This window comes from Oribacterium sinus, from assembly GCF_963537195.1.
GTDB lineage: Bacteria > Bacillota > Clostridia > Lachnospirales > Lachnospiraceae > Oribacterium > Oribacterium sinus_A.
Genome location: NZ_CAUTEG010000093.1, coordinates 1 through 9181, shown reverse-complemented (window position 1 = coordinate 9181; position 9181 = coordinate 1). Strand labels below are relative to the sequence as shown.

7 protein-coding genes and 1 pseudogene are annotated in these 9181 nt (G+C 44.2%); 3 read left to right on the top strand and 5 right to left on the bottom strand.

What is annotated here, in order from left to right:
• Nucleotides 1-180 precede the first annotated feature (180 nt).
• The 3 genes from RYL27_RS09405 to RYL27_RS09395 all read left to right on the top strand — a co-directional run bounded on the left by RYL27_RS09405 (nt 181) and on the right by RYL27_RS09395 (nt 5468).
• The gene (locus tag RYL27_RS09405; protein ID WP_314966799.1) at nt 181-1959 is read left to right on the top strand and encodes an adenine deaminase; all 1779 of its coding nucleotides are present in this window, start codon (nt 181-183) and stop codon (nt 1957-1959) included.
• A 124-nt stretch (nt 1960-2083) separates the two neighbouring features.
• The gene (gene ade, locus RYL27_RS09400; RefSeq protein ID WP_314966797.1) at nt 2084-3817 is read left to right on the top strand and encodes an adenine deaminase; all 1734 of its coding nucleotides are present in this window, start codon (nt 2084-2086) and stop codon (nt 3815-3817) included.
• A gap of 85 nt (nt 3818-3902) precedes the next feature.
• Complete coding sequence (locus RYL27_RS09395) at nt 3903-5468, top strand: xanthine/uracil/vitamin C permease (RefSeq protein ID WP_314966795.1); 1566 nt, start codon at nt 3903-3905, stop codon at nt 5466-5468.
• A 159-nt stretch (nt 5469-5627) separates the two neighbouring features.
• Here the strand turns inward: RYL27_RS09395 and RYL27_RS09390 are convergent, their stop codons facing one another.
• The 5 genes and pseudogenes from RYL27_RS09390 to RYL27_RS09370 form a co-directional block, all read right to left on the bottom strand.
• Nucleotides 5628-6917, bottom strand: coding sequence for a C39 family peptidase (locus RYL27_RS09390; protein WP_314966793.1), 1290 nt, complete (start codon nt 6915-6917; stop codon nt 5628-5630).
• Between the two features lie 302 nt (nt 6918-7219).
• Nucleotides 7220-7816, bottom strand: coding sequence for a CheB methylesterase domain-containing protein (locus tag RYL27_RS09385; protein ID WP_304069750.1), 597 nt, complete (start codon nt 7814-7816; stop codon nt 7220-7222).
• A gap of 182 nt (nt 7817-7998) precedes the next feature.
• Nucleotides 7999-8286, bottom strand: a complete 288-nt coding sequence (locus RYL27_RS09380) for a type II toxin-antitoxin system RelB/DinJ family antitoxin (RefSeq protein ID WP_314966791.1) — start codon at nt 8284-8286, stop codon at nt 7999-8001.
• Nucleotides 8287-8463: 177 nt separating this feature from the next.
• Nucleotides 8464-8643, bottom strand: coding sequence for a hypothetical protein (locus RYL27_RS09375; RefSeq protein WP_314966790.1), 180 nt, complete (start codon nt 8641-8643; stop codon nt 8464-8466).
• 207 nt (nt 8644-8850) lie between these two features.
• Nucleotides 8851-9181, bottom strand: a pseudogene (locus RYL27_RS09370) (hypothetical protein); the annotation flags it as partial.

The following is a 9181-nucleotide window of genomic DNA, read 5'->3' as shown; positions in this document are numbered from 1 at the left end:
AACATCCCTAAATGCCTCGAGCTAACTATCTTGGTAATTGTTTACAACCTAAAAAATATTCTGGTTATATGGCATAAAATGAAAATAATTTTGCTTTTTAACTTTGTACAATAGTGCTATAATCGCCAATTATTGAAAATAAAATATCAGCCATTGGAAGGGACGAAAGGAAGGTTCAGCATGGAAATGACAGTGGAACGATTAAAGGAAAGAGTGAAAGCCGGTAGAGGTCTGGTACCTGCTCACAAGGTAATCAAGGGCGGCCAGCTGGTTAATGTAATGTCTGCGGAAATCTATCCGGCGGATATAGCCATCTATAATGAGATGATTGCGGCGGTGGGAGATGTGAGCGCCTACATTGGAAAGGATACGGAAATCATTGATGCCAAAGGTCGTTTTCTTGTTCCCGGCATGATTGACGGTCATATCCATAGCGAGTGCAGCAAATTAAGCATTACCAGCTATGCCAAGGCTGTTGTACCAAGAGGAACCACCAGTATGGTTTCCGGTCTTGATGAGTATATCTCAGTTTCCGGCTTGGAAGGCCTGCGGGAAGTATTGGCGGAAGTGAAGAAGAGCCCCCTGAAGGTTTTCTGGGGAGCTCCTTTTAAGACTCCTTACACCATTCCGGAATCTACGGTGAGCTATAATTTTACAAAGGATACCCATAAGGAAGTACAGAAGTGGGAGGAGTGTTACGGAGTATGGGAAACCGTTCGTGAGTTTGTGCAGGAAGAGGATGAGAATACCTTAGGTGCTATTGCGACAGCCTACAATAATCGACTTCCTGTTTTTGGCTGTGCTCCTATGGCTCGTGGCAATGATTTAAACGGCTATCTTTGCGGCGGAGTACGTCTGGACCACGAAAGCTATGACCATGAGGAAGTGGTGGAGAAGATGCGTAAGGGCATGCATATGCTGATTCGTGAGTCCTCTGTAACCCATTTCCTTGCGGAAAATATCAAGGCGGTTACAGAGGTAAATCCCTATTTTGCCAGAAGAGTCAGCTTCTGTACGGATGATGTTACGGCTACGGATGTTTTAAATAAAGGACATTTGGACAATGTGGTAAGACTGGCTATGAAGGCCGGAGTTGCGCCTATGACTGCTATTCAGATGGCGACTATCAACAGTGCGGAGGCTTATCGAATCGACCATCTGGTAGGCTCCATTTGCCCGGGAAGAATTGCGGATATTCTTTTTGTGGATTCCTTGGAGAACTTTAATATCGAGGAAGTCATGACCAACGGTAAAATGGTGGCAAAGAACCACAAGCTAAGCTATGCGCTGAAGGCTCCGGAGAGAAGCCCGATCTTGAAGGGAAAATTAAAGTGCAAGCTGACCACTAAAGAAGACTTTGAATATAAGGCACCGATAGAATCCGGCAAAGTGAAGGTTCTTTCCATGGATGTTAAGGGACCCTTCGTCAGGAAAAGAAGAGATGTGGTGCTGGAGGTTAAGGAAGGCGTCGTTCAGCCGGATACCGTGCAGGATGTGCTTATGGTATCGGTTCTGGAACGTTTTGGAAAAAATGGCAACAAAGCCCTTGCCTTTGCTTCAGGCTGGAAACTAAAGAAAGGTGCTATGGCTTCCTCTGCGGCTCCCGATGACAATAATCTGGTGGTTATGGGGGCAAATGCCGAGGATATGTCTATTGCAGCAAACTACTTAATTGAGCAGGGAGGCGGACAGGTAGTGGTTTGTGATGGAGAAATCAAGGAGTTTCTTCCCCTTCCTGTGGGCGGAATTGTGACAGATCTTGAACCGGAGGAAGTGGCAGCCCGTGAAAAGCTTATCGATAAGGCGGTCAGAGATTTAGGCTCAGACCTGCCGGATCCCATGATGTATATGTTCTTCCTGCCCATTACAGCGATTCCGGATTATGCAATTACAGATGCGGGACCTGTGGATTATGTCAATCTAAAATGCTTTGATCCTATTTTGGAAGTGTTGAAATAGTCAGATAGAGGCACCTGAATGGGCTGAAATAGTCAGATGGAGGCACCGGAATAGGCTGAAATAGTCAGAGAGGTACCGAATAGACTGAAATATCCGGATAGATATGCTTGGAAAGGTTGGAAGTATGAAAAAACAACGCCTAAAGAATTTGATTGATGTTGCTGCCGGAAGAATACCGGCGGATCTTTTGATTAAAAACTGTAAGATTATCAATGTTTTTTCCGGAGAAATCACGGGAGGAAACATAGCCATTACTGATGGCATGATTGCGGGAGTAGGAGATTATGAAGCGCAGGAAGTAGTGGATGGAGCAGGAGCCTATGCGGCTCCCGGATTTATTGACAGCCATATCCATGTAGAGTCATCTTATCTTTCTCCGGAAGAGCTGGGGAGATTACTGGTTCCTCATGGGGGAACCACCATTATTGCAGACCCGCATGAGATTGTGAATGTATGTGGGCTAACCGGTCTTCAATATATGATTGATGCAGCCAAGAATACAAAGTTGGATATCCGGTATATGCTTCCCTCCTGTGTTCCGGCTACAGTATTTGAGCACTCCGGTGCAGTGATCGATGCGGAGAAAATGCGAGAATTCATTGATTCGGAGGATATTCTGGGTATCGGAGAATTCATGGATTTTCCGGGCGTGATAGCTGCTTCGGAAGGAGATCTGGATAAGCTTATGCTCTCCAAGGAAACGGGAAAACCTGTGGACGGTCATGCCCCCGGCGTTTCGGGAAAGGCTCTGAATGCTTATGCGGCAACGAGAATTGTGGCTGACCATGAGTGTGCTTCCGTAGAAGATATGCAGAATAAGATTGCCTGCGGTATGTATGTGATGCTGCGGGACGGTTCTGCCTGCAAGGACTTGGAAAGGCTGGTTAAGGGAGTTACTTCACAGAATACGAGACGTTGTATTCTTTGCTCCGATGATAGACAGCCTAAGACGATTTTACATGAGGGACATCTGGACAATCACCTCAGGATGTGTGTGGAAGCCGGGATTGATGCAGTGGAAGCTATACGAATGGCTACCATCAATGCCTGTGAATGCTTTGGAATCAAAGATAGAGGAGCCATTGCTCCCGGTTATAGAGCGGATATCGTGCTCTTTGACAATCTTAAGGATTTCCGGGTTCAAAAGGTATGGATTCAGGGTGAGCTTTGCGCAGAGCATGGAAAGTATCTTCCTGCAATGAAGAAGCATTCTATAGATACCGTAAAAGGCAGTGTACACATTGCCGACTTCTCCAAGGAGAAGCTGAAGTTAAAGCTGAAGAGCAAAAAGGTAAATCTTATTCAGGTTCTGCCCGGTGGCGTGGTTACGAAGAAGGCAACAGCCACTGTAGACCTTGATTCTGCCGGAAATTTCGTGAGAAATCCGGAAGTGGATATTGTGAAGGTAAGTGTTGCGGAAAGGCATCATGCTTTAGGAAATGTTGCCAACGGACTTCTTGCCGGATACGGTATTAAACAGGGGGCTATTGCGGTAAGTATTGCTCATGATTCTCACAATATTATTGCCGTGGGGGCAAATGATGAAGATATGGCATTTGCCATCAAAGCGCTGGAAGAACAGGAAGGCGGCATTATTCTTGTTAAGGACGGCAAAGTGATTGAAAGTATGCCTATGCCTATCGCAGGGCTTATGAGTGATCAAAGCGGAGAGTGGGTAGACAAAAAGCTCTCAGCTATTCATAAGCTTGCCCATGAGGAGCTTGGAGTAAATGACACGGTAGAGCCGGTGATGACCTTGACCTTTATGTCTCTTGCAGTAATTCCGGAGATTAAGCTTACCGATATGGGGCTCTTTGATGTGACAACATTTTCCTTTATTCCGATTGAAGCGGAGTAGATTCTTTTCCGTGTGTCTTTATAAGTCAAGTGAAATATTGGCAAATCTTGTGGAACTGAGTAAATTTAGATAATGGGAGAAAGAAATGGACAAAAATCAGGCTTTGGTACCATGGTTTAGAAGAGGGGATATTGGCGGAATTACTTACCTGGTTACCAATAATATCGTGAACTATCTCATTGTTATTGCAACACTGTCAGGCGTGTTGAAATGGCCGGATAAAATCGTATTCGGTGCAGTTATTCCGGGAATGTCTATAGGTCTTATGCTGGGATGCTTTTATTATGCCTTTATGGCAAGGAGATTATCTCAAAAGGAGGGGAGAGCGGATGTGACTGCCCTTCCCTCAGGAGTTTCCACTCCGGCCATGTTTGTTTTTCTTTATGGCGTAATTATGCCTTTGCACTATGCATTGGGAGACCCGGAAATGGCCTGGTCTGCAGGAGTGGCAGCTTGTTTTATCGGCGGATTTGTAGAGTTCTGCGGCGGCATTATCGGCCCTTGGTTAAAGAAGAGAATTCCAAGAGCGGCTCTTTTGGGTACGGTTGCGGGCATCGGCTTTATCTGGATGGCAACCCAGGGGGTATTTGACATTTTAGGAGATCCGATGATAGGTCTTCCTGTCCTCTTTGTGGCGGCGCTGGGCTTATTTGGGGGCTATATGTTCCCGAAGCAGATTCCTCCACTTGTGATAGCGATTGTGGGAGGAATCATCTATGCCCTTTGTCTTGGCAGAATTCAACCGGATTTTAGCGGAATAGGCTTCTATATTCCTAATCCAATCAACAGTATTGAGCACCTGATTAACGGCTTTGCCATTGTGGCGCCGTATTTAACCATTATTATTCCGGTGGAGATTTATAACTTTATTGAGACCTTGGATAATGTGGAGGCCTCTAATGCGGCAGGAGATAATTACAATGTGCGGGAAGCCCAGTTTGCAGACGGCATTTGCACCATGCTTTCCGCTCTTTGCGGAGGCGTGATTCCCAATACGGTTTGGCTGGGACATGCAGGACTTAAGAAGTCTGAGGCCGGTATAGGCTATTCTGTAATTTCCGGAGCGATTCTAGGGGCAGCAGGAATCTTCGGACTCTTTACCTTCCTCAACAGTGTGGTGCCTCCGGCAGTTTGTGCCATCACCTTCCTTTGGTGCGCAGTGGTCATGGTGGCTCAGGCCTTTAAGGACAATGATAAAAAGCATTATGCGGCGATTGCGGTAGCCATGGTGCCTCCCGTTGCCGACTATATGTATACCCAGATTACGGGAGCTCTAAGCCTTGCCAACCTGCAAACCGCGATGCAGGCCTCCGGATTTAACGAGTATGATGCGGGGATTACTCAAATGATTAAAGATGCCGGTGTGATGTGGAACGGCGTGCCGGCAACCAAGTCCGGAGCCATCATTATAGGAATTCTCTTGGGAACCATGGTAACCTTTGTCATCGACAAGAGACTGGATAAGGTGGCCATTACGGCTCTCGTAGGTTTTGTCCTTTCCTGCTTTGGATTTATTCACAGTGCCTCCCTTGGCTTTTATCCAAGCTCCCAATTCGCGATAGCATATCTGGTCATTGCCATCTTAGCCTTTATCTTCCATGGAGGAAGAAAGAGCTGGTTTAAGGCAGCAGAAGACTTTGAATATGTATAAAGAGGAAGTAAAGATATTATTCTAAAAAAAAAAATAGGTCTGAAATCAGGGATAATCTTCCTATGCCCCGATTTCAGACCTATTCTTAATGAATATTGTGTGCGAACTGCGCCATCATATCTTTAACAAGTATTATTCGCATGGCGTGCGCTATCTTATTTATCTTCCGTAATTTTTCGGACTGCTTACGGCCCAAAGTGGACCGCCGCCGTCATAGTTCTTCTTTAATTCCCTCATCAGCTGTGCCGGATCCCAATCCTGCTGGGTTTTTTTATAGCTGTTGGGATCTGCGATAGATACGGTGCCGTTTGGATTCTGCTTTGTAATAATAACAAAATGTCCGCCATTGGTTAATGCGCCCTTACCCATCAATGCGACCAGAATATGTCCGCTGTTTAAAAGTTCAGCTACCTTTGCCGGGGTTCTTTCCTGTACCGAATCCACCATTAAATCAAAGGCGGAGAGGGCAGAGGGGATATAATCATGATAAGAACCGCTTTGAGGCGCATAGAACTTATAATGAGAAGACCATTCCGCCATTTCCTTCGGGGTGATGCTTCCATTTACATTTCCGAAGGAAGAAACAATCATTGCTACGGTAGTTGGTCCACAGCCGTATTTACTGATAGAGTCCTGTCCGCCGTAAAGATATTTTGCCCAATGGCTGTCATGCTGGTTATAGTAGGTCATTGGACCCATAGCAGTATCTAAGAAAACATTGTAATCGTTAAAGGTGGAACTTCCGTAAAACTGGGAAAAAGAATCGGACTTTACGGGAAGTCCGCCAACATTGCTGACGTCCGCCGCAGATTCCTCCACGGTTTCCGGAGTGTTTAAATCTGCCACAGGCTTTGCGGCATTTGCTGCTTCAGAAGCATTTTCTACATTTTCAGAGCTTGCTTCCTGAGCAGGAGCAACACTTTCCTGCACATTGTTCTTTACCGTTTTTTTATTCTGTCCGTCAACAATTTCCGTAATGGTTTCTGTACTTTCTTCTGTTGCAGATTCAGCCTCTGTGGCGCCTGTGCTTTCTGCATTTGCCGTAGTTGCTTCTGCAGAACTGCTTTCGTCTGCATTGGCAGAAAATGCAGTAGAACCGGAACCGCCCTGACCGCCGGAGGTATTGGTATCGTCAGCGCTTCCTTCAGCGGGTAATGCTCTGTCTCCACTACCTTCTCTGTCACTTACTGTACCGGCAATTTCATTTTCTCCCAATACGGCAGGTGCCTGCTCATAATTTCCGTTATAAAAAACCTCTTGAAAACGGCTTTCAGCGGTAAGAGTGCTTTTCTTATGTGCCTGCTCCTGCTTTTTTTCCGTTACATAACCCTGATAGGCAATGGCGGAAAAGCTGACTGCCATTACGGAAAGAGAAGCGGCTGCTGCGATTCCAAGCTGCTGGGCACTGGCTGCCCCTAATTTACTTAATCCTGTTCCGATGAACCCCATGGTATCTCCCTAAATATATACAAATCATCCTAAAAATTTCCAAAAAAATCATGGCCTCCCGGTTCAGGAGGAACATTCTATACTTATGTATCGGCAAAAAAAGAACAGGCTATAAAGAGAAAGCCTGTTCTTTTATGATAGAAAATATTAATATTTAACAAACAAAATGGAGGGGAGATTGTGATTTGATTCCGCTGTAGAATTCTACAGAGAAATATCACCGTGAAATTCTGTAAGGCTGATGATAGAGCCATCTTATAAGGCTGATGCCAAAACTCTCTTGAAACGTCTACTAATCGGTATTAGTTGAAACGTAGTCTTTGTAATAGGTACTGTGGAATCTGTTCCAGATTTCCCTGCTGGCTTACAGCCCCCAGCTTGTAGGCTTCCATGGGCATTCCATAGACCACAGAACTTTTTTCATCCTGTCCCAGTGTATAAGCACCTTGTTCATGCATAGCCAAAAGTCCCTTGGCGCCATCCTTTCCCATGCCCGTCAGTAAAATGCCGATGGCGGAAGCCTCATATTGCTCTGCAACGGAATGGAAGAGTACATCTACGGAAGGACAATGCCCTGAAACCTTCTCTTCTTCGGTGCAGGAAACTCTGGCTCCTAAAATATCCTTATGAACCCGCATTTGCAGCCCTCCGGGAGCAATAAGACAAAGTCCCGAATAGAGCTCGTCGCCATCTTTTGCTTCCCGCACTTCCATGGCACAAAGACGATTCAAACGCTCTGCATACATTCCCGTAAAAACGGGGGGCATGTGCTGGGTAATGACGATGGGCGGCAGATTTCCCGGTAATTCCTTTAATACGGCAAGCAACGCCTCGGTTCCTCCTGTAGAAGCACCCATAGCAATTAATTCAATATGCTGTTTCTGATCCTGATACTCCATTTTCTTCCCCACAAAATAAATATTCTGTGGGTAGTATAGCACGAATTAACACTTTTATCAGCTAGGAAAGTACGCATTGATAAGCCATTGTTTAGCCATTGATTAAATGCCAGAAAGAAGGTTATAGATCAACGTCTTTTAAGATAATGTCAAGCATTTGACGCGGTGTAACAACATAGGATTTATTTGGGGAATTTTCTTGCCTCAGCAATTTCTGCGTTAATTTCTTCAAGAGTCATATCGGAGATACCGTATTCTTCAGCAATTTTGCTGGCTTTTTTCAGGGCATTAATGCCGGGATTGTTTTCAGGACTGATGTTCATACTGAAAGGAATTCCATTTTCTTGATTAAGTCTAGCCATACACATTCGAAGATATGCAGGTAGAGAAAGTCCTAACTTATCTAAGATTTGTATTGATTTTAGTTTTTCTGTATCCTCTGTTCGAAACTGCACTAATGTACTAGCCATGATTTTACCTCCATAGAAATTAGAATTTACTAATCTCTATATTATAGGATTTAAAATGCAAATGCAATCGAATGATTACATTGTAGAATTTTTGTTGCCTATTAATCAAAGCTAAAGATTTATATATCTTTTTCAAGTCACGTTTACAAACTTTATTCAACGAAAGTTTGTAAACGTTTAAAGCCCAAACTCTTTCAAAAGCTTTGCCCGATAATCTTCATCGTAAGAAACCCTCTTAAGATCATCCATCTGTCCTTCTTCCAGTAGACGTCCAACCAAGAGAGCCAGACGATTTTGTCCCTTCTCCATACCCTCCTCCACTGCTTTTTTTCTATACTTCTCTAATAAAACATTCATCTTCTTTTCTCCTTCCCTATCTAGTTTACCTTCCTTTAATGAGGCTACTCTATGAGACAAAATTTCAGATTGAATTTCCTTAGGATTGGCTTCTTTAAAGTCTTTAGCCAGCTTTCCTAATGCATTATCATCTTGCCTTACCGTATTGAAATAAAGGAAACGAAAAATCACCGATGTTTTTCGAGAATAAATTCATGAGAAGGTAGTTTAAAGCCCAAACTCCTTCAGAAGCTTTTCCCGATAATCTTCATCGTAAGAAACTCTCTTAAGATCATCCATCTGTCCTGCTTCCAGAAGTCGACCAACCAAGAGAGCCAGACGATTTTGTCCCTTCTCCATACCTTTCTCTATACCTTCCTCTACTGCTTTTTTTCTATACTTTTCTAATAAAACATTCATCTTCTTTTCTCCTTCCTTATCTAATTTACCTTCCTTTAATGAGGCTACTCTATGAGATAAAACATCAGACTGAATTTCTTGGGGATTGGCTTCTTTAAAGTCTTTAGCCAGCTTTCCTAATGCATTATCATCTTGCCTT